This is a genomic window from Erwinia sp. PsM31, assembly GCF_030433775.1.
Lineage (GTDB): Bacteria > Pseudomonadota > Gammaproteobacteria > Enterobacterales > Enterobacteriaceae > Erwinia > Erwinia aeris.
The window spans coordinates 1-20,837 of the sequence record NZ_JARUWZ010000038.1; the positions used below are offsets into that span (position 1 = coordinate 1).

Below are 20,837 nucleotides of genomic sequence, written 5' to 3' on the forward strand. Positions count from 1 at the left end.
CAGCCCCGACCTCACGGTCGGGGTTTTTTGCGTTTGTGGGCCGGGAAAAAGCGGCCCCGCAGCGGATAAAGCGCGCAGGGGCCCGGAATCTCCCTTTACGGCCCGGCTGCGGGCCAGTGATGCCCTACTTACTGCTGTTCTTCTAACCAGTTTAAAATAAAGTCTGTAACCATAATTGCGTTATTAATATCCAGCAAGGGCACAGGCAAAGAGAAAGCAGAATCTGCGGCAACCGCAATAACGTGTTCATCAAACAGCTCGCTGAAACACTGTTCGCTCCCTCCACGCCACAGCACTATTTTGGGCACCGGCTCATGTTTAAAACCTTCCACTAAAATAATATCTGTCAGAGAAGGATCCATACGGCTGGCGAGAAAGCGAAGATCCGGCTCATTATGCTCAGGCGTTTCGGTAATCAATGCCCAACGCTGCGGATTATAAACCATCACCTGATCGGCTCCTGCCTTACGTAATTCATAGCTATCCTTGCCGGGCGTATCGATATCCATATTATGATGGGTATGTTTGATCAGGCCTGTACGGATCCCTCTCTGTTTTAAAATGGCAATAACCTGCTTTAACAGCGTCGTTTTGCCTGTCCCGCTCCAGGCCGCGATGGCTAAAAGGGGGATCATCCGCGTTCTCCTGCAATAAGATCTTCATAACGATTAATATTATTAAACGCGTCAGGACAATCGTTAAAATCCACGCTGTGTCCGCCTGCCTGCTGGAGAAAAATCATCACCTTCCGTTCTCCCTTTATCAGAAAGCTTTTCAGCGGCTCAATTAAACTGACATGCATTAATGCCAGAGTGGGATGATCGCGTCCGTCAGATTTAGCCCAAACCACAGGTGCATCCCGTTTAGCCTGCCACAGGCGAGAAACTAAATCTTCTGGCAGTAAAGGGGTGTCGCAAGAGACAAAAACCACCCATTCCGTCTCGATTTTTTCCAGCGCTGCCAGCATACCGGCTAACGGCCCCGGAAAATCCGGCAGCGTATCGGTTATAACCGACAGGCCGGTTTGCTGATAAACAGACAAATTACGGTTGGCGCTGATACACACACGGCTGACCTGAGGTCGTAGGCGACTCAGAACGTGCTGATAGAGCGGTTTTCCCTGATACAGCACCAGCCCTTTATCTTCGCCGCCCATGCGGCTGCCGCGCCCGCCTGCAAGAATGACGCCTGTAATCGAAACGGTATCTGAACCGCAAAAACGCATAAGCTGTAGACCCTCTTTTTTTGTGGGATTAACCCTGCTACCGTAGCGGAACCCGAATCTCACAGGAACCCTATTATGAAATGTCACCGTCTTAACGAGTTAATTTCACTGCTGCAGCCAGCCTGGCAACAGGAACCCGATCTGAATTTAATGCAATTTTTGCAGAAAATGGCGGATGAGGCAGGATTTACTCAGCCCCTGGCCGACCTGAGCGATGACGTGCTGATTTATCATCTTAAACTACGCAATGCTGACAAAAGCGAAGCTATCCCGGGCCTGCAAAAAGATTATGAAGACGATTTCAAAACGGCGCTGCTTCGCGCGCGCGGCGTTATTAAAGATTAACTGCCGCTGTTCATCCGACGTACCGGCGATTAATGGTATCCTCAATGCATGACGATTATCGATGAGTACGCCGGATGACTGAACCCGCCTTTAACTTTCAAAACCTTAATCCTGATACGATCCTGGATGCGCTCTGGGAAACGGGCATCCGCGTTGAATCGGGGCTTACCGCGCTGAACAGCTACGAAAATCGGGTATATCAGTTTTCCGACGAGGACAAAAAGCGTTACGTGGTGAAATTCTATCGCCCTCAGCGCTGGTCTTCGCTGCAAATCGAAGAAGAACACCGGTTTACTGCCGAGCTGCTGGCTGATGAGGTCCCCGTGGCCGCACCGCTTGTGCTGCAAGGGCAAACGCTACATCAACATAACGGCTACTGGTTTACCGTTTTCCCCAGCCTGGGAGGACGGCAATACGAAACGGATAACTACGACCATCTGGAATGGGTTGGTCGTTTTCTGGGACGTATTCACCAGACGGGACGTAAAAAAACCTTTGATGCTCGTCCGACCTTTGGTCTGGAGGAGTATATCCACGAACCTCGTCAGGTGCTTGAATCCAGCACGTTGATCCCGGCCAAACTGAAACAGAATTTATTGGCAAGCGTCGATCTGCTCAGCGCAACTTTACAAAAGTGCTGGCATACTCAGTGGCAGCCGCTTCGTCTGCACGGCGATTGCCATCCCGGCAATATTCTGTGGCGCGATGGCCCGCTGTTTGTGGATCTGGACGACGCTCGTAATGGCCCTGCCGTACAGGATCTATGGATGCTGGTTAACGGCGATCTTCAGGAGCAGCGTATTCAGTGGGATATCCTGCTGGAAGCCTACGGTGAATTCTGCGAGTTCGACACACACGAATTGTCACTGATTGAGCCTTTACGCGCTATGAGGATGGTTTATTATCTGGCGTGGATTGTGCGCCGCTGGGAAGATCCGGCGTTTCCGGCCAGCTTTCCATGGATGACGGACGAAGATTTCTGGCGCAGACAGATCGCTATTTTCAATGAGCAGACCCGGCTGTTGCAGGAGCCACCGCTGCAGCTGATGCCTGCATTCCAGGGCTGATCGCCTTTTCCGGTCAGCCTCTTTTGCTGTTAGGAGAGAGTTTCCAGATGAAAAAGATTTTATTCGCGCTGATTGGTGTTTTTCTGGCGTTCAGCGCTTCTGCTGCCCAGTTTACCGATGGACAGCAGTACGTCACGATACAGAAACCTGTTACCGGCGAGCCTCAGGTTGTGGAGTTTTTCTCTTTCTTCTGCCCGCACTGCTATGAATTCGAACACGTCTGGCACGTTAGCGACGCGGTGAAAAAAGCCGTGCCTGCCGGCACTAAAGTGACTAAATATCACGTTGAATTCCTCGGCGGCGAAATGGGCAAAGTGGTGACTCAGGCGTGGGCCGTTGCCATGGCGCTGGGTGTGGAAGATAAAGTCACTGCTCCGCTGTTTGAAGGCATCCAGAAAACCCAGACCATCACCGATCCGGCCAGCCTGAAAGCGGCCTTTGTGAAGGCAGCCGGCATCAAGCCGGAAGAATACGATGCGGCCTGGAACAGCTTTGTGGTGAAATCGCTGGTAGCCCAGCAGGAAAAAGCAGCGGTCGATGTCGATCTGCGCGGCGTGCCGGCGATGTTTGTTAACGGTAAATATATGGTTAACAACGGTGGCCTGGATACCAGCTCGATGGATAATTACACGCAGCAATACGCTAACGTCGTAAAATTCCTGTTAACCCAAAAGTAAGCCATATTTTGACGCAGCGAGGGTTTCAACCTCGCTGTGTCGGTTAAACCGCCTCTTCATTTCCTCGTCAGATCAAAATTCTTCCGATCGCTTTTTCTTGCTAAAGATCCACCAGATCGTTTAGCCGCTAATTTATATCCACATTAATGCAAATTACCTTTGGGCAAGGATCTTTAGCGGTTAAATATTTAAGTTATTGAAAATTATCGATTTAAATAATTGGTATAGCCCGGTACGCCAGCTATATTAATATGTTATGAAATTTACGCACAAAGTTATCCACAGGAAGCGTTTGCGAAACAGGCCGCAAAACAAAGGCGTGTCGCCCGGAGATATTTCATATTTCCGGTATAGCTGTGGCATCCTTACCCTATAGTGAAATTTAACCCGGAATGTGACAAACCTATGGCACAAATTGCAGAAAACCCGCTTATTCTGGTAGATGGCTCGTCCTACCTGTATCGCGCATATCATGCGTTTCCTCCGCTGACCAACAGCGCCGGCGACCCTACCGGCGCTATGTACGGCGTGCTGAATATGCTGCGCAGCCTGCTGCTGCAATATAAACCCAGCCATGTTGCGGTCGTTTTCGATGCCAAGGGCAAAACGTTTCGTGATGAACTTTTTGAGCACTACAAATCCCATCGGCCGCCTATGCCGGACGATCTGCGTGCGCAGATTGAGCCACTGCACAATATGGTCAGGGCAATGGGACTGCCGTTATTAGCGGTATCGGGCGTGGAAGCCGATGACGTTATCGGTACCCTGGCGCTGGAGGCGGGTAAAAAGGGCATACCCGTTTTAATCAGCACCGGCGATAAAGATATGGCGCAGCTGGTCACGCCAAATATCACCCTTATCAACACCATGAATAACGCTATTCTTGGCCCGGACGAGGTGGTGGAGAAATACGGCATTCCACCCTCGCTGATTATCGATTTTCTGGCGCTGATGGGCGACGCTTCGGACAATATTCCGGGCGTGCCGGGCGTAGGCGAGAAAACGGCGCAGGCGCTGTTACAGGGACTTGGCGGTATTAAAGATATCTATGAGAACCTGGATAAAGTCGCCGATCTCTCCTTCCGCGGTGCCAAAACCATGGCGGCTAAGCTGGAGCAAAACAAGGAGGTCGCTCTCCTTTCTTACCAGCTGGCCACCATCAAAACTGATGTGCCGCTCGATGCAGGCTGTGAAGAGCTGATCGTTAGCGAGCCTGCTGTCGAAGAACTGCTGACGCTGTTCCGTCGCTATGAATTCAAACGCTGGATCACCGATCTGGAGGAGGGCAAATGGCTACAGGGGAAAAAGGGCGGCGCTGCTGCACAGAAAACCCTGGCGGAACAGCCGGAAAGCCCGCAGCCTGAAGCGACCAGCATTCTGGCGACGGATGGCTACGTCACTATCCTTGACGAGGAGACCTTTGCCGACTGGTTGCAAAAGTTACAGGCAAGCGAGCTTTTCGCTTTTGACCTGGAAACCGATTCGCTGGATACGTTGAGCGCCAATATCGTCGGCATCGCTTTCGCTGTGGCGCCGGGTGAGGCCGCTTACCTGCCGGTTGCTCACGACTACCTCGACGCACCTTTGCAGCTCGATCGTAAAGAGGTGCTGGCGCGCCTGAAACCGCTGCTGGAAGATAAAAAACTGTTCAAAGTTGGTCAGAACCTGAAATACGATCGCGGCGTGCTGAACAACTATGGTATTGAACTGCAAGGTATTAAATTCGATACCATGCTGGAATCCTACGCGCTAAACAGCGTGGTGGGCCGTCACGATATGGATACGCTGGCTTCACGCTGGCTGAACCATAAAACCGTGACCTTTGAGGAAATCGCCGGGAAAGGTAAAAAGCAGCTGACGTTTAATCAGATTGCCCTTGAGCAAGCGGCGCACTATGCGGCGGAAGATGCGGACGTAACGCTACAGCTGCATCTGAAAATGTGGCCGGAGCTGGAAAAAGAGCAGGGGCCAAAAGAGGTTTTCGAAAATATCGAAATGCCGCTGGTGACGGTGATCTCCCGTATTGAACGTAACGGCGTGCTGATTGACCAGGCTATCCTTGCCAAACATTCTCAGGAGCTGACCACGCGTCTGGCAGAGCTGGAGCAGAAAGCGCACGAGCTGGCGGGTGAGCCCTTTAATCTTTCCTCTACTAAACAGCTGCAAACTATTCTGTTTGAAAAACAGGGTATTAAGCCAACCAAGAAAACGCCCGGCGGCGCGCCGTCCACCAGCGAGGAAGTGCTGGCCGAACTGGCGCTGGACTATCCGCTGCCAAAAGTTATTCTGGAGCACCGTGGCCTTTCCAAGCTGAAATCAACCTACACCGACAAACTGCCGGTAATGATTAATCCGCTGACCGGCCGCGTGCACACTTCTTATCATCAGGCGGTGACGGCCACGGGACGCCTTTCTTCTACCGATCCTAATCTGCAGAACATTCCGGTACGCAATGAGGAAGGACGTCGTATCCGCCAGGCCTTTATCGCTTCTGAGGGCCATCAGATCCTGGCGGCGGACTACTCGCAAATCGAGCTGCGTATTATGGCGCACCTTTCTCAGGACAAAGGGTTACTGAGCGCCTTCTCGGCAGGAGAAGACATTCACCGTGCCACGGCGGCGGAAGTGTTTGGCATGGCGCTGGATAAGGTGACGGGCGAGCAGCGTCGCAGCGCAAAGGCTATCAACTTTGGCCTGATTTACGGCATGAGCGCTTTTGGTTTGTCGCGTCAGCTTAATATCGGCGCGGGCGAAGCCAGAAAATACATGGATCTCTATTTTGAACGCTATCCTGGCGTGCTGGAATATATGGAAAGCACGCGCCAGCAGGCGGCGGAAAAAGGCTATGTCTCTACGCTGGATGGTCGTCGTCTTTATCTGCCGGACATTAAAGCCAGCAACGCGATGCGTCGCAAAGCGGCCGAGCGGGCAGCAATCAACGCGCCAATGCAGGGCACGGCTGCCGATATCATCAAAAAGGCTATGATTGCCGTCGACGGCTGGCTGACGCCGCAGGCTAATCCTGATGTGAAGATGATCATGCAGGTTCACGATGAACTGGTATTTGAGGTGAAAACGTCGGAAATCGAAGCGGCAACGGTGAAAATCCGCGAGCTGATGGAAAACAGTATGCAACTGGACGTGCCGCTGCGTGTCGATGTGGGCGTAGGGCATAACTGGGACGAAGCGCATTAAGCTGAGGCCGGGCTAAGGCCCGGCTTTATCAATGTGATGCCAGAAAGCGCTTTAGCCTGTCAATTAATGAGCGCTTATAAGCGATAACACCGTGCATAACGCCAGCGCTAACCTGTTATCGCTCAAACATTTTTTTTGCGCCTTCGCTACCTGAAAACTATTTTTCTGTGAAGTGTATTCGATAAAAAAGGGAATTTTGTGAAACGGGGCGGTAAAAAATCCTTTTGAGGCCTGAAAAAATCATGTAGAGTTGAAGATGTAGGGTACAGAGGTAAGATGTTCTATCTTTCAAACCGTTTACTTCACGTAACCGGATTTGGCTGAATATTAGCCGCCCCAGTCGTTATGACTGGGGCGTTTTTTATTGGGCGTCGTTCAGCCGGATATCAGGCTTCTGGTAACGTTTCTTCCGTCGCTGGTGGAATTTCACTGAACCAGCTGTCCAGTTTCAGGCGCAATTTATCGACGCCCAATTTCTTAAGCGAAGAGAAAGCTTCAACCTGTACATCGCCGACGAACCCTTTAGCGGCTTCGCGTACCAGATTTAACTGCGCTTTACGCGCGCCGGAAGCCAGCTTGTCCGCCTTGGTCAGCAGCACCAGCACCTGAATGCCGCTCTGTACCGCCCATTCAATCATCTGCCGATCCAGATCCTTCAGCGGATGACGGATATCCATCAGCACAACCAGCCCTTTCAGACACTGACGCATCTGAAGATATTCTGCCAGCGAACGCTGCCATTTTAACTTCATCTCTTCCGGCACTTCGGCATAGCCATAGCCAGGCAAATCCACCAGGCGATAGCCTTCGGTGACCTGAAACAGGTTAATCAGCTGGGTGCGGCCGGGCGTTTTACTGGTACGGGCCAGGCTCTTCTGATTGGTTAGCGTATTCAACGCGCTGGATTTGCCGGCATTAGAGCGTCCTGCAAACGCCACTTCAATACCGATATCGGCTGGAAGGTGGCGGATGTCGGGCGCGCTGGTGACAAAGTGGGTAAGGTTATAATTCCAGCCAGACAAGTTAGAAACTCCAGATAATAAGAACAATTGCGCAGAGTATACCCTGTATGGATTAAAAGCGCCCAGCCGCACGCGGCGCGGCGGTGGCTTTGTAAGAGATTGGCTATACTTTTTGCCAGAACTTTACCTTTTCTTTCCAGCTTTTAAAAATTAAGTTATTTAAAATCAATATCTTATTATTTTAAGGCCAAACATTAATAAATTTTTTCGTAACTTACCTTGTGAGTTTCTCCATATAGTCTACATTTGTTGTCAGAGCCAGGACGGCTCACTTCAGGATGAAGCGCTCAGGGGGATGCCAGGAAGGTACTGAGCAGGGAAGGAAAGTGTCGGGGAACGGCTCATCTGAAGGGAAAGGACTGCGTCCACGGAGGACGGCATGGCAAGGGAAAACCGGGAAGTTGGATGCCAAAAAGGATGCTGACTTAGTCAGTCCTTCTGCGGAAGGTGCGAAAAAAGGCGACAGGGTGACCTGGCGCCTTTTTTCTTTGTCTGCTTTCTGCTAGATTCCGCCGCAATTCTATACTGAAGATAAACAGTCTGAGAGCAGAAACCATGAAGCAACCTGTACGCGATTCGCAGAAAAAACCGGCGGCAAAAGCGAAGCGTAAAACGCGCGATGAAATCAACACGGAAGCGCGCGATCGTAAACGCGATAAGAAACATCGCGGCCACGCCTCCGGCAGTCGCGCTAACCCCGTAGCGGCGACAAAGAAAAACGGCGAAAGCGCTAAAGAGAAAGATCCACGTATTGGCAGTAAAACGCCGGTAGCGCTGGGCGCTGCTGCCGCGCAGCCCGCGAAAAAAGCTAAACCGGTGAAAAAAGCCGAAGAGAAGAAACCCCGTCTGACGCCGGAAGAAGAGCTGGCGAAGCTCGAAAACGACGAGCGGCTGGATGCGCTGCTGGATCGGCTGGAAAATGGCGACACCCTGAAAGCAGAAGAGCAGGCGTGGCTTGACCAGACGCTGGATCGCATCGACACGCTGATGGAACAGCTGGGGATCGCGCTGGATGACGAAGTCGAAGATGAAGAAGCTGAAGAGGATATGTATCGCCTGCTTAAAGGCGGTAATTAATCCCGGCGATGCTTTTCGGACTTACTTAAAGGACGGCGCCAACGGGCGCCGTTTCTGCATAAGGTATCTCTGCCAATGATTTGGCCTGGATCAATTTACCTGCTGATTCTGTTCTGCTGCCTGCTCTGGATGTTGGGTAAACTACGGCGTCTGTCCCGGCTGAAAGCCCGGCTACGCAGACCGACCGTCCTGCCGACAGCGCCTCCGCGACGGTCAACACGCCAATGCAGGAGAGAATATCGTGACGCAGACAATTGAGTGGGATCCCGTCCTGCTGCAAAAATATAATATCTCGGGTCCCCGTTACACTTCTTATCCTACCGCGCTGGAGTTCAGCGAGGCTTACCGCGAAGCCGATTTTATCCGTGCCAGCCAGCGTACTCCCCATCGCCCGCTGTCGCTTTATATTCATATTCCTTTCTGCCATCGCCTTTGCTACTTCTGCGGCTGTAATAAAGTCGTTACCCGTCATCAGCATAAAGCTGACGACTATCTGGAAGCTTTAGCCGTAGAAATCGCCAGTCGCGCCGCGCTTTTCCGCAACCGAACCGTGACGCAGATGCACTGGGGCGGCGGCACGCCTACTTTTCTCAGTAAAGCGCAGATTTCCACACTGATGGCGCTGCTGCGTCAGCACTTTGCCTTCAGCGACGAGGCGGAGCTTTCCATTGAAATCGATCCGCGAGAAATTGAAGCGGACGTGATCGATCATCTCTTTGCCGCAGGTTTTACCCGGCTGAGCATGGGCGTGCAGGATTTCAATAAAGAGGTGCAGGAAAAGGTTAACCGCGTACAGGATGAGCAGACTATCGTCGCGCTTATCGAGCGGGCAAAGCGGGTGGGCTTCAGCTCTGTTAATCTCGATTTGATTTATGGCTTACCGAAGCAGACGCCGGAAAGCTTTGCCTTTACCCTGCAAAAGGTCATTGCGCTGAACCCCGACAGGCTTAGCGTCTTCAATTATGCGCATATGCCCGCGCACTTTGCCGCGCAGCGGAAAATTAAAGAGGCCGATCTGCCCGATCCCCAACAGAAACTGACCATCCTGCAACAGTCCATTGCCGCGCTGATGGCCTCCGGCTACCAGTTTATCGGTATGGACCACTTTGCCAGACCGGAGGACGAGCTGGCCGTTGCCCAGCGGGAAGGCAAGCTGCATCGCAACTTCCAGGGTTACACCACGCAGGGAGACAACGATCTGCTGGGCCTGGGCGTCTCCGCCATCAGTATGATCGGCGACGGCTATGCGCAAAACCAGAAAGGGCTAAAAGAGTGGTATGACGCCGTGGCTAAGCAGGGTACGGCGCTCTGGCGCGGCGTAGAGCTGTCGGGCGACGATATCCTGCGCCGCGAGGTGATTAAAACGCTGATGTGTAATTTCTCGCTGGATTTCGCCGCTTTTACCTCGCACGGCGTCACCTTTACCGACTATTTTGCGGAGGATCTGGCGCTGCTTGAGCCGCTGATTGCAGACGGGCTGGTGGAGCGCAGCGAGAAAGGCCTTCAGGTCACTTCTAAGGGGCGCCTGCTGGTCAGGAATATCTGCATGTGCTTTGACCGCTATCTACGCCAGCAAACGCGCCTACAGCAGTTCTCGCGGGTGATCTGAAAAGAGGCGAGCATAAAAAAGCCGGAAACAAAAACGTTCCCGGCTTTTTAGTGCTGAAATTTTTGGCGCCTCAGCCTGGAAATTTCAGCATCGCTGCGCACAGCACGGCGGCCATAGCCGTTTGCGGCAGATGCGCGGCACCCGTCTGCGCGTAGTGCGTCACCACATGAATTAACGATTCCAGCATTATCTTCCTCCCCGATAACGGTTCAGAATGATACTGACTGATACCGATGTGTAAAGTCGCAAAAGCATAAAAAATGCGCGAATCGACGTTTTTTTATGCTTCTTCTGCTTTACTCCATACCCAGCTCTTTCAGCTTGCGGGTCAGCGTGTTTCGCCCCCATCCCAACAGTCGCGCCGCTTCCTGCTTGTGGCCTTGTGTATGACGCAGCGCGGTAGTCAGCAGCGTGCGCTCCATCTCTGGCTGTGCTTCCGATAACAAGTTTTGATGACCGGAACGCAGCGCGCGATCGGCCCACTGCGCCAGCAGCGTCGCCCAGCTGTCGGGCAGTGACTGCACGGGATTGTCCGGCGTGGCGGTTTCAAACAGCTCCGGCGGCAAATCCTGGATCAGCACTTCCTGGCCGGCGGCCATCACCGTCAGCCAGCGGCAGGTATTTTCCAGCTGGCGCACGTTGCCTGACCAGTGCAGGCGGGTCAGTGCCGTTTCGGTTTCGGGATGCAGAATTTTTGCCTCGACGCCCAGCTCGCGTGCCGCGACCTGAAGGAAATAGCGCGCCAGACGAGGGATATCCTCACGACGCTCCCGCAGCGGCGGCAGATGCACGCGGATAACGTTCAGGCGGTGAAACAGATCCTCGCGGAATTTGCCTTCCTGTACCCGCAGCTCCAGGTTCTGGTGCGTGGCGGCGATGATCCTGACGTCGACTTTGACCGGCGCATAGCCGCCGACGCGATAAAACTGGCCGTCGGCCAGCACGCGTAATAAACGAGTCTGCACATCCAGCGGCATATCGCCAATTTCATCCAGAAACAGCGTGCCGCCGTCGGCCTGTTCGAAACGTCCCTGACGGATTTGATTAGCGCCCGTAAATGCGCCTTTCTCATGGCCGAAAAGCTCCGACTCAATCAGATCCTTCGGGATAGCCGCCATGTTCAGCGCGATAAAAGGCGCCTTCGCGCGCGGGCTGTGGCGATGCAGCGCGTGCGCCACCAGCTCTTTGCCCGTGCCCGACTCGCCGTTGATCAATACGCTGATTGAAGAACGCGAGAGGCGGCCGATAATACGAAACACGTCCTGCATCGCCGGCGCTTCGCCGATGATATCGGTAGTCGGGCCGCTGACCGGCTGGTTGCGCGGCTGCTGCTGCTCCTGATAGTGGCTGATCGCGCGTTCCACTAACGCCACGGCTTCATCGATATCAAAGGGTTTTGGCAGGTAATCGAATGCGCCTTGCTGATAGGCGCTGACGGCCGCATCCAGATCGGAGTGTGCGGTCATAATAATTACCGGCAGCATCGGATGACGTTGCTTAATTTGTTTCAGTAACGCCAGTCCGTCCATGCCGGGCATACGAATATCGGAAAGCAAAACGTCCGGGGTTTTGGTGGCAAGCGCGTCCAGCACCTCGCTCGCGCTGTCAAACGTGGCGCAGTTTAAACCGGCTCCAGTAAGCGCGCGTTCAAGCACCCAGCGGATGGAGCTATCGTCATCGACGATCCAGACTATCCCTCGTTGCATAGAAACCTCACTGGCGAATAGGCAAATAAACGGAAAATTCGGTGTGGCCAGGCCAACTGTTAAATTCTATTTTTCCCGAATGCTGATCGATCAGGCTGCGGGCGATCGACAGGCCTAAACCGGTGCCGCCTTCGCGGCCGCTCACCATCGGGTAAAACAGCGTGTCCTGTAGCTGAGCCGGAATGCCGGGGCCGTTATCTTCAATATCGATACGGGCCACCAGGCGATAGCGGACGCCGTGCAGCGTTAGCTGAAATGCGGTGCGGGTGCGCAGCGTAATGGCACCGCCTTTTTCTCCCAGCGCCTGTAGCGCGTTACGCACCACGTTTAGCAGCACCTGTTCGATTTGATCCGGGTCATGCGGCAGCTCCGGCAGGCTGGGGTCGTAATCTCTGATCAGCGTAACGTTATCGGGCAGCTCCATTGAGACCAGGTTAACCACGCGCTCGGCGACCTGATGGATGCTTTGCGTAACGTGCATGCCCGGCTGCTGCGGGCCAAGCAGGCGATCCACCAGGTTACGCAGGCGATCGGCCTGTTCGATAATGACTTTGGTATATTCCGTTAAGGCCGGGTCAGGCAGGGCTTTTGCCAACAGCTGCGCCGCGCCGCGTAATCCCCCTAACGGATTTTTAATTTCATGCGCCAGCCCGCGAACTAAATCCCGTGCGGCGACCTGTTGAGCATGCTGAAGCTGTTCCTGACTGAGGCGACGCTGATTGTCCATCGGCGCCATTTCCAGCAGGATTAGCCCGTCCGGCAGCAGCTGCGCCGTTAAAGACATAATATGCGCGCGACTGTCGACGACCAGCGTAACCTCGCTGTCGGTAAACCCCTGACCGGCATTCAGACTCTCGCGCATCACCCCGATGTTCAGGGAAAAATAGCCCATCAAATCCGGCAGCGGCGTGCCAAAGAGCTTGCGGGAGCTTTGCGCCAGCAGTTGCTGAGCGGCGGGATTGGCGTAATGCACCACCAGTTCGCTGTCGACCAGCAGTATGCTGTTAATCAGCGAGTTGAGGATCTGCCCGGCATCGGGCTGCGTGCCTGTTGCCATAACAGCGTTCTCCTGCACTATTTTAGTGCATTATAGTCATGGAACCTGAAATTCGTCTCTCTGCGCGTGGCGCTCACGGCGAAAAAAGCCCATCCGGAGATGGGCTGAAAATTTCCACGGCAACACTATCTCCGGCGTTCGTTACGCTGCGGCCCGTGTTCACCCGAATCACTGAGCCTGCCGTAGCCGCTTTAACGCGACGAGTCGCCGGAGTCAGAAATCAGACGCTGTAGTACAGTTCGAACTCAACCGGGTGCGGCGTCATGCGAACGCGATCCATTTCAGCCTTGCGCAGGTCGATGTACGCATCGATGGTGTCGTCGGTGAACACGCCGCCACGAGTCAGGAACTCACGGTCTTCGTTCAGCGCGTTCAGCGCCTCTTCCAGCGAGCCGGCTACTTTTGGAATTTCAGCTTCTTCTTCCGGCGGCAGGTCGTACAGGTTTTTGTCCATCGCGTCGCCAGGATGGATCTTGTTGATGATGCCGTCCAGGCCAGCCATCAGCAGCGCGGCGAAGCACAGATATGGGTTAGCGGCTGGATCCGGGAAGCGGGCTTCAATACGGCGCGCTTTCGGGCTGGCAACCACTGGAATACGGATAGAGGCGGAACGGTTACGGGCAGAGTAGGCCAGCATAACCGGCGCTTCGTAACCCGGAACCAGACGCTTGTAGGAGTTGGTAGTCGGGTTAGACAGCGCGTTGATCGCTTTAGCGTGCTTGATCACACCGCCGATGTAGAACAGGGCCATTTCAGACAGGCCGCCGTATTTGTCGCCAGCGAACAGGTTGGTGCCGCCTTTGGACAGGGACATATGGCAGTGCATACCGGAACCGTTGTCGCCAAAAATTGGTTTTGGCATAAAGGTCGCGGTTTTGCCGAAAGCGTGCGCCACATTGTGCACGACATATTTGTAGATCTGAATTTCGTCGGCTTTTTTGGTCATGGTGTTGAAGCGGGTGGCCACTTCGTTCTGACCTGCGGTCGCCACTTCGTGGTGATGAGCTTCAACAACCAGACCCATCTGCTCCATGGTCAGACACATAGCAGAACGGATGTCCTGTGAAGAGTCGACCGGTGGCACCGGGAAATAGCCGCCTTTCAGGCCCGGACGGTGGCCTTTGTTGCCGCCTTCATATTCTTTGCCGGTGTTCCATGCCGCTTCGATATCATCGATAGCCACGTGAGAGCCAGAGGTGGTCGCGCCGAAACGCACATCGTCAAACAGGAAGAATTCTGGCTCCGGGCCAAACAGCACGGTGTCCGCAATGCCGGAAGAACGCAGGAAATCTTCGGCGCGCTTGGCGATAGAACGTGGGTCGCGATCGTAGCCCTGCATGGTGCCTGGCTCAAGGATGTCACAACGAATGATAAGCGTAGAGTCTTCAAAGAAAGGATCCAGGACCGCGGTGGTCGCGTCCGGCATCAGCACCATGTCGGATTCGTTAATGCCTTTCCAGCCGCCGATGGAGGAGCCGTCAAACATTTTGCCTTCTTCGAAGAAGTCAGCGTTAACCTGGTGAGCAGGAATGGTAACGTGCTGCTCTTTACCTTTGGTGTCAGTGAAGCGCAGGTCAACAAATTTGACTTCATGCTCGTTCATCATCGACAGAACGTGTTCAGCGGACATACTTAACTCTCCTGGATTTGTCATGGTCGTCGGTTAGAGAACTTTCGCGGTGCGCTTTGCTTATCTCGCCCAGCCGACCGATAATTATGTTCTCTGACTGCTTAGCAACCGTTGTGGAAACTGGCCTCTTTCGCTTGTTATAATTAAAGCGAAAACTATGCCAACTTTCTTAATTGATGAAAAAAGCGCTATGATGCGCCCTCTCGTGAAACGGGAGCTGCACCATGATGGAAGTCGCGCACCATTATGGTGCTTTTGCGTGCGGTCAGTGCACAATAATAGTGCATTTTTCTGATAAAGGGTGTTTTTTGCACCGGAAACGGCCCCGAAAGCAATCCCGAAAGTTATCTTTAATTGAAAACTGTGATCCTGTTCAGCTCTTCGATTAATCCGTGTACAATAGCGCGCTATTTCTAATGCCTGAGGCAAAGCTGTGATCGAAAATTTGCGTAACATCGCCATTATTGCCCACGTTGACCATGGTAAAACTACCCTGGTTGATAAGTTGCTGCAGCAGTCCGGGACCTTTGACGCCCGCACCGAAGCGACCGAACGCGTAATGGACTCCAACGATTTGGAGAAAGAGCGTGGGATTACCATCCTCGCAAAAAACACCGCCATTAAATGGAACGACTACCGTATCAACATCGTGGATACCCCGGGACACGCCGACTTCGGCGGCGAGGTAGAGCGTGTGATGTCTATGGTCGACTCGGTGCTGCTGGTTGTGGATGCAATGGATGGCCCTATGCCGCAAACCCGCTTCGTGACCAAAAAAGCGTTTGCTAATGGTCTGAAGCCGATCGTGGTCATCAACAAGGTTGACCGCCCTGGCGCACGTCCTGACTGGGTTGTGGATCAGGTCTTTGACCTGTTCGTTAACCTGGACGCGACCGACGAACAGCTCGACTTCCCGGTTATCTACGCTTCTGCTCTGAACGGTATTGCTGGTCTTGACCACAGCGACATGGCAGAAGACATGACCCCGCTGTATGAAGCCATCGTGCAGCACGTTTCTCCTCCACAGGTAGAAATGGAAGCGCCGTTCCAGATGCAGATCTCGCAGCTGGACTACAACAACTATGTTGGCGTTATCGGCATCGGCCGCATCAAGCGCGGCAAAGTGAAGCCGAACCAGCAGGTCACCATCGTTGATAGCGAAGGCAAAACCCGTAACGGTAAAGTCGGCAAGGTGCTGACTCACCTGGGTCTGGAGCGTATCGACGCGACCGAAGCGGAAGCGGGCGATATCATCGCTATCACCGGTCTGGGCGAGCTGAACATCTCCGACACCATCTGTGACCCACAGAATGTGGAAGCGCTGCCGGCGCTGAGCGTTGATGAGCCGACCGTTACCATGTTCTTTAACGTCAACACCTCGCCGTTCTGCGGTAAAGAAGGTAAGTTCGTTACTTCTCGTCAGATCCTGGATCGTCTGCGTAAAGAGCTGGTGCACAACGTTGCGCTGCGCGTGGAAGAGACCGAAGACGCCGATGCATTCCGCGTTTCCGGCCGTGGTGAACTGCACCTGTCCGTACTGATCGAAAACATGCGTCGTGAAGGCTTTGAGCTGGCGGTATCCCGTCCAAAAGTTATCTTCCGCGAAATTGACGGTCGTAAGCAGGAGCCGTTCGAGAACGTCACCCTGGATATCGAAGAGCAGCATCAGGGCTCTGTGATGCAGGCGATGGGCGAACGTAAAGCGGACATGAAAAACATGGATCCGGATGGCAAAGGCCGCGTACGTCTTGACTACGTGATCCCAAGCCGTGGCCTGATCGGCTTCCGTAACGAATTCATGACCATGACTTCCGGTACCGGCCTGCTGTACTCCACCTTCAGCCACTACGACGATATTCGTCCGGGCGAAGTGGGCCAGCGCCAGAACGGCGTGCTGATCTCTAACGGCCAGGGTAAAGCGGTAGCTTTCGCCCTGTTCAGCCTGCAGGATCGCGGTAAGCTGTTCCTGGGTCACGGCGCAGAAGTTTATGAAGGCCAGATTATCGGTATTCATAGCCGTTCTAACGACCTGACCGTGAACTGTCTGACCGGTAAGAAGCTGACCAACATGCGTGCTTCCGGTACTGACGAAGCGACCACGCTGGTGCCGGCTATCAAGATGACGCTTGAGCAGGCGATTGAATTTATCGATGACGACGAGCTGGTGGAAGTGACTCCGCTGTCCGTACGTATCCGTAAACGTCACCTGACTGAAAACGATCGTAAACGCGCATCACGCGGCAGTAAAGAAGCTTAATCGCTTTTTTTAAGCTGTAATACAGGGCCGGATCTTTCCGGCCCTGTTTTTTTTCGCCTGTGGAACCTTCCTTCCAGATTTCAAAATCCTGCCCTGTTCAGCTTCTCTTTTTACCGCTAGAGTGAATACCTTACCGGAACAAATGGAGATGGCCATGCTGTATATCTTTGATTTAGGTAACGTCATTGTTGATATTGATTTCAACCGGGTTCTTGGCGTCTGGAGCGATCTGGGACGCGTGCCTTTGGCCACGCTGCAAAGCCGTTTTACGATGGGAGAAAGCTTTCATCGTCATGAACGAGGAGAAATCAGCGACGAGGATTTTGCCGAACAGCTGTGCGACGAGCTGGGTCTGGCGCTGAGCTTCGAACAGTTCACCGCAGGCTGGCAGGCCGTTTTTGTCGGCGTCAGGGCGGACACCATCCGTATCATGAACGGACTGCGCGCGCGCGGCCATCGGGTCGTGATCCTGTCTAACACCAACCGGCTGCATCAGCGTTTCTGGCCGTCGCAGTATCCTGAGGTACAAAGCGCGGCGGACAAGCTCTATCTTTCCCAGGAGATGGGGATGCGCAAGCCGGAAGCGCGTATCTATCAGCAGGTGCTGAGCGAAGAGGGCTTCACCGCCGACCAGGCTATTTTCTTTGACGACAACCAGGAAAATATCGACGCGGCGCAGGCGCTGGGCATTCAGAGCGTGCCCGTATTTGATGCGACCACCATACCGGCCTTTTTCGCTAATGCGGCCGATTAACCATTATCGACACCGCCTGCGGGCGACCTGGCGCTGGATAAAGCTGCTGTGGCAGCGTATCGACGAGGATGGCATGACGCTGCTGGCGGGGCATCTTGCCTACGTATCGCTGCTGTCGCTGGTGCCGCTGGTGGCGGTGGTATTTGCGCTGTTCGCCGCGTTCCCGGCCTTCGCCGATGTCAGCAGGCAGCTCAAGCTGTTTATCTTTCAGAACTTTGTGCCGGCGTCCGGCACGGTAGTTCAAAGCTATCTGGAACAGTTTGTCGCCAACGTCAATAAAATGACGGCGGTGGGCGCCTGCGGGCTGGTGGTGACGGCGCTGCTGCTGATGTACTCCATCGACAGCGCGCTAAATGTCATCTGGCGCAGCAAGCGCAAGAGGCCCCTCGTTTACTCTTTTGCCGTCTACTGGATGATCCTGACGCTTGGCCCGCTGCTGGCGGGTGCCAGCCTGGCGATCAGCTCTTATCTGCTGTCGCTGCGCTGGGCTTCGGTCAGCGGCGTCAGCGGACTGATTGACTACGGGCTGCGTATTTTTCCGCTGCTGCTCTCCTGGCTGGCTTTCTGGCTGCTCTACAGCATTGTGCCAACGCGGCAGGTACCGGGTAAAGATGCGCTGGTCGGCGCGCTGGTGGCGGGGCTGCTGTTTGAGCTGGGGAAAAAAGGCTTTGCGCTCTATGTTACGATGTTCCCTTCATATCAGCTTATCTATGGCGTGCTGGCGGTTATCCCTATTCTGTTCCTCTGGGTTTACTGGACATGGTGTATTGTCCTGCTGGGTGCAGAGATCACCGCCTCTCTCGGCGACTATCGCCAGCTTAAACAGGAAGAAGAAAAGGAAGAGAATGATTGCCTTAATTCAACGAGCGCTGAGCGCCAGCGTGACGGTAGCCGGTCAGACCATCGGTGAAATCGGGCCGGGATTGCTAATCTTACTGGGCGTGGAAAAAGGCGACGACGAGCAAAAAGCGCAGCGGCTGTGCGACCGCGTGTTGGGCTATCGCATTTTCAGCGATGAGAACGGCAAGATGAATCTTAACGTGCAGCAGGCTGGCGGCAGCGTGCTGGTGGTTTCGCAGTTTACGCTGGCGGCCGACACGCAAAAAGGCATGCGCCCAGGCTTTTCGAGCGGCGCGGCACCAGCGGAGGCCGAGCGGTTATATGAGTACTTTGTCGCCTGCTGTCGCGAAAGAGGCCTTGTCACCGAGACGGGCCGCTTTGCGGCGGATATGCAGGTATCGCTGGTTAATGACGGGCCGGTGACGTTCTGGCTCCAGGTATGAAGCGGTCGGAAAGGCTAACGGGCGCTCCGGAAAAAGAGAATCACTTTATGTATCATCTTCGTGTACCTGAAACCGCAGAAGAGCTGGATATCTACTACCAGTTTCGCTGGGAAATGCTGCGTAAACCGCTTCGCCAGCCCAAGGGATCGGAGCGCGACGCCTGGGATGCCTTTGCGCATCACCAAATGGTGGTGGATGAAAGCGGCGCGCCGGTTGCCGCAGGGCGGCTCTATATCAATGCGGATAACGAGGCGGCCATTCGCTTTCTTGCCGTGCACCCGGCGGTGCAGGGCAAAGGATTGGGCACGCTGGTCGCGATGACGCTGGAGTCGGTGGCGCGTCAGGAAGGGGCCAAGCGCGTGGTGTGCAGCGCCCGTGAAGACGCCGTCGAATTTTTCGCCAAACTTGGCTACGTCAATCAGGGCGAAATCACCGTGCCACAGACGACGCCGGTTCGTCATTTTTTAATGATTAAGCCGGTGATCACGCTGGACGATATTCTGCATCGTGCCGACTGGTGCGGGCAGCTGCAGCAGGCCTGGTACGAGCACATCCCGCTCAGCGAAAAAATGGGCGTGCGTATTTTGCAGTATACCGGGCAAAAATTTATCACCACGATGCCGGAAACCGGCAACCAGAATCCGCACCATACGCTGTTCGCCGGCAGCCTGTTTTCGCTGGCGACGCTGACCGGCTGGGGGCTGATTTGGCTGCTGCTGCGCGAGCGGCATTTAGGCGGCACCATTATCCTGGCCGATGCGCATATCCGCTACAGTCATCCCATCAGCGGCAGGCCGGGCGCGGTAGCGGACTTAGGCTCGCTGAGCGGCGATCTGGACAGGCTGGCCCGGGGACGCAAGGCGCGCGTTCAGCTGGAAGTCGAGCTGTTTGGCAATGAAGAGTGCGGGGCGGTATTTGAGGGCGTCTATATTGTGTTGCCTGCCGATCCGGATGGCCCGCTGGAGCCAGCCGGATCGAATATGCCTTAACGGCCTTTTTTCTTGCGGCCCGGCTGGGTAAAGCGCTTGCGGGAGGCCAGGTTGCCCGGCGTCTTCGCGCCTTCTTTACCGCCTTTATCGCCGCCTTTCGGCCCGCCGATGGCCGGTTTCTTCGCGGCGGCGGGCTTCGCTTTCGCCTGCGCTTTTTTGGCGGGTTTCGCTTCGGATGAGGAATCCTCAATCAGGCCGAACAGCTCGGTCAGCTCGTCGTCGGTCAGATCGCGCCACTCGCCCAGCGGCAGGCCTTTCAGGCTGACGTTCATAATGCGCGTGCGTTCGAGCTTAGTGACCTCGTAGCCAAAGTGCTTACACATGCGGCGGATCTGGCGGTTAAGCCCCTGCACCAGCGTAATGCGGAAAACAAACGGCGCTTCCTTTTGCACCTTGCACTTCAGCGTCACCGTGCCCAGCATCGGCACGCCAGCGCTCATGCCCTCAATAAACTCATCCGTCACCAGCTTGTTTACCGTGACCACATATTCTTTTTCGTGGTTGTTTCCGGCGCGCAGAATTTTATTGACCAGATCGCCGTGATTGGTCAGGAAAATCAGGCCCTGCGAATCTTTATCCAGGCGGCCAATAGGGAAAACCCGCTTGCTGTGGTTAACGAAGTCGCTGATGTTATCCCGCTCGCCTTCTTCCATGGTGGTGATAATGCCGACGGGCTTATTCAGGGCGATAAAGACCAGGTCTTCCTCATCGCGCGGCTCGATAAGCTGACCGTTCACTTTCACCACGTCACCGGCAAAAACCTGCGCGCCAACGGCGGCCCGCTTACCGTTAATAAAGACATTTCCCTGTTCGATATAGCGATCGGCATCGCGACGAGAACAGATACCGCTCTCGCTAATGTATTTATTGAGACGTATGGATGAGTTGGTCAGCATGGTTCCTCCGTAAAAAAGCGGACTATACATTAACCGCGCTACGTTGCG

Annotated in this window: 20 protein-coding genes; 12 read left to right on the forward strand and 8 right to left on the reverse strand. The window is 54.3% G+C overall.

What is annotated here, in order from left to right:
- Positions 1 to 128 precede the first annotated feature (128 nt).
- Both mobB and mobA read right to left on the reverse strand, forming a co-directional pair.
- Positions 129 to 635 (reverse strand): molybdopterin-guanine dinucleotide biosynthesis protein MobB, encoded by a 507-nt coding sequence (gene mobB, locus QCD69_RS20445; protein WP_301253374.1) that lies wholly within the window; start codon positions 633 to 635, stop codon positions 129 to 131.
- Entirely contained in the window at positions 632 to 1,225 is a 594-nt protein-coding gene (gene mobA / locus QCD69_RS20450; protein WP_253456914.1) for a molybdenum cofactor guanylyltransferase MobA, read from the reverse strand. The genes mobB and mobA overlap by 4 nt, the downstream gene beginning before the upstream one ends.
- A gap of 75 nt (positions 1,226 to 1,300) precedes the next feature.
- On the opposite strand from mobA, the gene QCD69_RS20455 reads away from it, so the two are divergent.
- The 5 genes from QCD69_RS20455 (at position 1,301) to QCD69_RS23000 (ending at position 6,833) form a co-directional block, all read left to right on the forward strand.
- Positions 1,301 to 1,570, forward strand: a complete 270-nt coding sequence (locus QCD69_RS20455; RefSeq protein WP_301253375.1) for a YihD family protein — start codon at positions 1,301 to 1,303, stop codon at positions 1,568 to 1,570.
- Positions 1,571 to 1,644: 74 nt separating this feature from the next.
- Entirely contained in the window at positions 1,645 to 2,637 is a 993-nt protein-coding gene (locus QCD69_RS20460; protein WP_301253376.1) for a serine/threonine protein kinase, read from the forward strand.
- A 47-nt stretch (positions 2,638 to 2,684) separates the two neighbouring features.
- Positions 2,685 to 3,314 (forward strand): thiol:disulfide interchange protein DsbA, encoded by a 630-nt coding sequence (dsbA, locus tag QCD69_RS20465; protein ID WP_253456921.1) that lies wholly within the window; start codon positions 2,685 to 2,687, stop codon positions 3,312 to 3,314.
- 405 nt (positions 3,315 to 3,719) lie between these two features.
- Complete coding sequence (polA, locus tag QCD69_RS20470) at positions 3,720 to 6,509, forward strand: DNA polymerase I (RefSeq protein ID WP_301253377.1); 2,790 nt, start codon at positions 3,720 to 3,722, stop codon at positions 6,507 to 6,509.
- Between the two features lie 276 nt (positions 6,510 to 6,785).
- Positions 6,786 to 6,833, forward strand: coding sequence for a hypothetical protein (locus tag QCD69_RS23000; RefSeq protein ID WP_440135769.1), 48 nt, complete (start codon positions 6,786 to 6,788; stop codon positions 6,831 to 6,833).
- A gap of 62 nt (positions 6,834 to 6,895) precedes the next feature.
- Here the strand turns inward: QCD69_RS23000 and yihA are convergent, their stop codons facing one another.
- Positions 6,896 to 7,531: a ribosome biogenesis GTP-binding protein YihA/YsxC gene (gene yihA / locus QCD69_RS20475; RefSeq protein WP_253456926.1), complete on the reverse strand. Its 636-nt coding sequence runs from the start codon at positions 7,529 to 7,531 to the stop codon at positions 6,896 to 6,898.
- A 555-nt stretch (positions 7,532 to 8,086) separates the two neighbouring features.
- Here yihA and yihI point away from each other — a divergent pair.
- Positions 8,087 to 8,608, forward strand: a complete 522-nt coding sequence (yihI, locus tag QCD69_RS20480; RefSeq protein WP_253456928.1) for a Der GTPase-activating protein YihI — start codon at positions 8,087 to 8,089, stop codon at positions 8,606 to 8,608.
- A 238-nt stretch (positions 8,609 to 8,846) separates the two neighbouring features.
- Positions 8,847 to 10,217, forward strand: coding sequence for an oxygen-independent coproporphyrinogen III oxidase (hemN, locus tag QCD69_RS20485; RefSeq protein ID WP_301253390.1), 1,371 nt, complete (start codon positions 8,847 to 8,849; stop codon positions 10,215 to 10,217).
- A 70-nt stretch (positions 10,218 to 10,287) separates the two neighbouring features.
- On the opposite strand, the gene QCD69_RS20490 is transcribed toward hemN, so the two are convergent.
- The 4 genes from QCD69_RS20490 to glnA form a co-directional block, all read right to left on the reverse strand.
- A complete protein-coding gene (locus tag QCD69_RS20490; protein ID WP_148101258.1) occupies positions 10,288 to 10,404 on the reverse strand; it encodes a YshB family small membrane protein in 117 nt (38 codons plus the stop codon).
- A 109-nt stretch (positions 10,405 to 10,513) separates the two neighbouring features.
- A complete protein-coding gene (gene glnG, locus QCD69_RS20495; RefSeq protein ID WP_253456931.1) occupies positions 10,514 to 11,923 on the reverse strand; it encodes a nitrogen regulation protein NR(I) in 1,410 nt (469 codons plus the stop codon).
- Positions 11,924 to 11,930: 7 nt separating this feature from the next.
- Complete coding sequence (gene glnL, locus QCD69_RS20500; RefSeq protein WP_253456934.1) at positions 11,931 to 12,980, reverse strand: nitrogen regulation protein NR(II); 1,050 nt, start codon at positions 12,978 to 12,980, stop codon at positions 11,931 to 11,933.
- A gap of 220 nt (positions 12,981 to 13,200) precedes the next feature.
- Positions 13,201 to 14,610 carry a glutamate--ammonia ligase gene (glnA, locus tag QCD69_RS20505; protein WP_253456937.1) on the reverse strand — a complete coding sequence of 470 codons (1,410 nt, stop codon included), beginning with the start codon at positions 14,608 to 14,610 and terminating at the stop codon, positions 13,201 to 13,203.
- Positions 14,611 to 15,043: 433 nt separating this feature from the next.
- Between glnA and typA the strand changes: the two genes are divergently transcribed.
- From typA to fabY, 5 genes are all read left to right on the forward strand, one after another.
- Positions 15,044 to 16,867, forward strand: a complete 1,824-nt coding sequence (gene typA / locus QCD69_RS20510; RefSeq protein WP_125290646.1) for a ribosome-dependent GTPase TypA — start codon at positions 15,044 to 15,046, stop codon at positions 16,865 to 16,867.
- 154 nt (positions 16,868 to 17,021) lie between these two features.
- Positions 17,022 to 17,621 carry a glucose-1-phosphatase gene (yihX, locus tag QCD69_RS20515; RefSeq protein ID WP_253456940.1) on the forward strand — a complete coding sequence of 200 codons (600 nt, stop codon included), beginning with the start codon at positions 17,022 to 17,024 and terminating at the stop codon, positions 17,619 to 17,621.
- Entirely contained in the window at positions 17,608 to 18,531 is a 924-nt protein-coding gene (locus QCD69_RS20520; protein WP_369896567.1) for a virulence factor BrkB family protein, read from the forward strand. The genes yihX and QCD69_RS20520 overlap by 14 nt, the downstream gene beginning before the upstream one ends.
- Positions 18,467 to 18,904: a D-aminoacyl-tRNA deacylase gene (gene dtd, locus QCD69_RS20525; RefSeq protein ID WP_301253378.1), complete on the forward strand. Its 438-nt coding sequence runs from the start codon at positions 18,467 to 18,469 to the stop codon at positions 18,902 to 18,904. The genes QCD69_RS20520 and dtd overlap by 65 nt, the downstream gene beginning before the upstream one ends.
- 47 nt (positions 18,905 to 18,951) lie before the next feature.
- Positions 18,952 to 19,893 (forward strand): fatty acid biosynthesis protein FabY, encoded by a 942-nt coding sequence (gene fabY, locus QCD69_RS20530; RefSeq protein ID WP_253456948.1) that lies wholly within the window; start codon positions 18,952 to 18,954, stop codon positions 19,891 to 19,893.
- Here the strand turns inward: fabY and rluF are convergent.
- Positions 19,890 to 20,789, reverse strand: a complete 900-nt coding sequence (gene rluF, locus QCD69_RS20535) for a 23S rRNA pseudouridine(2604) synthase RluF (RefSeq protein ID WP_253456951.1) — start codon at positions 20,787 to 20,789, stop codon at positions 19,890 to 19,892. The genes fabY and rluF overlap by 4 nt on opposite strands.
- Between the last annotated feature and the right edge of the window lie 48 nt (positions 20,790 to 20,837).

Coding starts and splice junctions, on each gene's coding strand:
- mobB (WP_301253374.1), bottom strand. CDS start 635: ATGATCCCCCTTTTAGCCATCGCGGCCTGGAGCGGGACAGGCAAAACG.
- mobA (WP_253456914.1), bottom strand. CDS start 1,225: ATGCGTTTTTGCGGTTCAGATACCGTTTCGATTACAGGCGTCATTCTT.
- QCD69_RS20455 (WP_301253375.1), top strand. CDS start 1,301: ATGAAATGTCACCGTCTTAACGAGTTAATTTCACTGCTGCAGCCAGCC.
- QCD69_RS20460 (WP_301253376.1), top strand. CDS start 1,645: ATGACTGAACCCGCCTTTAACTTTCAAAACCTTAATCCTGATACGATC.
- dsbA (WP_253456921.1), top strand. CDS start 2,685: ATGAAAAAGATTTTATTCGCGCTGATTGGTGTTTTTCTGGCGTTCAGC.
- polA (WP_301253377.1), top strand. CDS start 3,720: ATGGCACAAATTGCAGAAAACCCGCTTATTCTGGTAGATGGCTCGTCC.
- yihI (WP_253456928.1), top strand. CDS start 8,087: ATGAAGCAACCTGTACGCGATTCGCAGAAAAAACCGGCGGCAAAAGCG.
- QCD69_RS20490 (WP_148101258.1), bottom strand. CDS start 10,404: ATGCTGGAATCGTTAATTCATGTGGTGACGCACTACGCGCAGACGGGT.
- glnG (WP_253456931.1), bottom strand. CDS start 11,923: ATGCAACGAGGGATAGTCTGGATCGTCGATGACGATAGCTCCATCCGC.
- glnL (WP_253456934.1), bottom strand. CDS start 12,980: ATGGCAACAGGCACGCAGCCCGATGCCGGGCAGATCCTCAACTCGCTG.
- glnA (WP_253456937.1), bottom strand. CDS start 14,610: ATGTCCGCTGAACACGTTCTGTCGATGATGAACGAGCATGAAGTCAAA.
- yihX (WP_253456940.1), top strand. CDS start 17,022: ATGCTGTATATCTTTGATTTAGGTAACGTCATTGTTGATATTGATTTC.
- QCD69_RS20520 (WP_369896567.1), top strand. CDS start 17,608: ATGCGGCCGATTAACCATTATCGACACCGCCTGCGGGCGACCTGGCGC.
- dtd (WP_301253378.1), top strand. CDS start 18,467: ATGATTGCCTTAATTCAACGAGCGCTGAGCGCCAGCGTGACGGTAGCC.
- fabY (WP_253456948.1), top strand. CDS start 18,952: ATGTATCATCTTCGTGTACCTGAAACCGCAGAAGAGCTGGATATCTAC.
- rluF (WP_253456951.1), bottom strand. CDS start 20,789: ATGCTGACCAACTCATCCATACGTCTCAATAAATACATTAGCGAGAGC.